The 1735-nt window shown below is 32.7% G+C and carries 2 protein-coding genes; one reads left to right on the top strand and one right to left on the bottom strand.

The features are described 5' to 3' along the window. The coding region (locus tag KA878_RS13820; protein ID WP_210142235.1) for an ATP-binding protein at window positions 1–249 on the top strand (249 nt) is incomplete at its 5' end. Between the two features lie 30 nt (window positions 250–279). On the opposite strand, the gene KA878_RS13815 is transcribed toward KA878_RS13820, so the two are convergent. Further along, entirely contained in the window at window positions 280–1518 is a 1239-nt protein-coding gene (locus tag KA878_RS13815; RefSeq protein ID WP_210142234.1) for an IS256 family transposase, read from the bottom strand. Between the last annotated feature and the right edge of the window lie 217 nt (window positions 1519–1735).

The raw sequence follows: 1735 nt of genomic DNA, 5'->3' as shown, positions 1-1735 counted from the left end.
ATTGGCTACTTACCAATTGATAATGAAGATGCCAAATTATTCTTCCAACTAATAGATTTAAGATATGAAAAGAAGAGCACGATATTTACAACTAACATCAATTTTAATTTATGGAACGAAGTTTTTGAGGATCCTAAAATAGCAAACGCTATTTTAGATAGGATTTTACATCACTCAAATGTCGTTAAAATTACAGGTAAATCATACCGATTAAAAAGTCACATACCAAGAGAAAATGACAAGACATAACATCTGGCTTTGTCAAATTAAGTGTGTAAGTTATTCAAGATACTTAATAACTCTATCTTTAATTTGATCATGTAAAAGAAGCTGGTTCATAACCATAGACCAGTTTGGAATGTAACCAGTGGACCATTTCTTTTGAAGTTCTTTCGTTCGAATAAAGAGTAATTTTAAGAGTGCATTCTCATTTGGGAATGCACCTTTTTTTGTAACCTTTCGGTAACTAGAATGAATACTTTCTACCGCGTTAGTTGTATACATGATTTTACGAATATTACTACCATAATCAAACAGCTGTTCAACGTGAGTGAAGTTACGTTTCCAAACATCAACCGCACCAGGATATTGAGACCATTGTTGTTTAAATGCTTCAAAAGCAGTATGACAAGCTTTAAGTGATGTTGCCCCATAAACCTTTCTTAAAGAAGAAGTAAAAGCTTTATAGTCTTTACTTGGTACGTATTTAATAGAATTCCTAACTAAATGTACAATACATCTTTGAACAATTGTTTTAGGAAAAATAGCCTTAACTCCGGATTCTAAGCCAGAAACACCATCCATAGATAAAAAGAAAATGTCTTCGACACCACGAGCCTTAATTTCATCAAATATTTGCATCCACTTATGCTTGCTTTCTGTTTCATTAAGCCATGAGCCTTGTATTTGTTTCTTTGCATCAATCGTGTACCCCAGAATTGTATAAACAGCATATTCTTTAATTTCGTACTCAGTTCTAATTTTAGTATATAAACAATCTACAAATACAAATGTATAGCACTTTTCCAATGGTCTAGTTTGCCATTCTTCCATTTCAGGAATAACGGCATCAGTAATATCAGAGATCATTTCATGAGATACAGAGAAACCATAGATATCTTCTATTGTTGAAGAAATATCACGTTGTGACATGCCCTTGGCATACATAGAAATTACTTTATCTTCGATTTCAGAAACATCACGCTGACGTTTCTTTATTAACTGTGGTTCAAATGAGGCATCTCTATCTCTTGGGACATTGATTTCAATGTTACCTTTAGTGGTATTAAGTGTTTTATTCCCATATCCATTGCGTCTATTTTCGGTAATTTTATCAGATTTATCATTCGAAGAATATCCTAAGTGGTTATTCATTTCACCTTGTAACATAGCTTCAAACATAGGTCCAAAAACATCTTTTAGTGCATTTTCCATATCTTCAACAGATTCAGGTGCATACTCAGCAATAATTCTATTAGCAAGTTCGACAGATTTAGGATCTCGTTTTTTTCTAGCCATAACTAACCTCCAAGTTTTAATAAGTGTATTTTAACACTATGCATAGTATTTAGCTCGGCATCCGTAACAAGTAGTTGGTTTGATTTTTAACCAACACTTTTTACGGATATAGTAAGCGATAGCGCGCTAGATTATATAAAAAATAAACTGTGAAGTAGAGTCGTACGTTCTCTACTTACACAGTTTATTTTACACTCCCGGTTATACAATTATTAAA

Source organism: Staphylococcus sp. GDY8P57P (assembly GCF_017892585.1).
In the GTDB taxonomy this organism is placed as follows: domain Bacteria; phylum Bacillota; class Bacilli; order Staphylococcales; family Staphylococcaceae; genus Staphylococcus; species Staphylococcus borealis.
The sequence above is the reverse complement of the archived record's forward strand: the minus strand, read 5'-3'. Positions and strand labels throughout refer to the sequence as shown.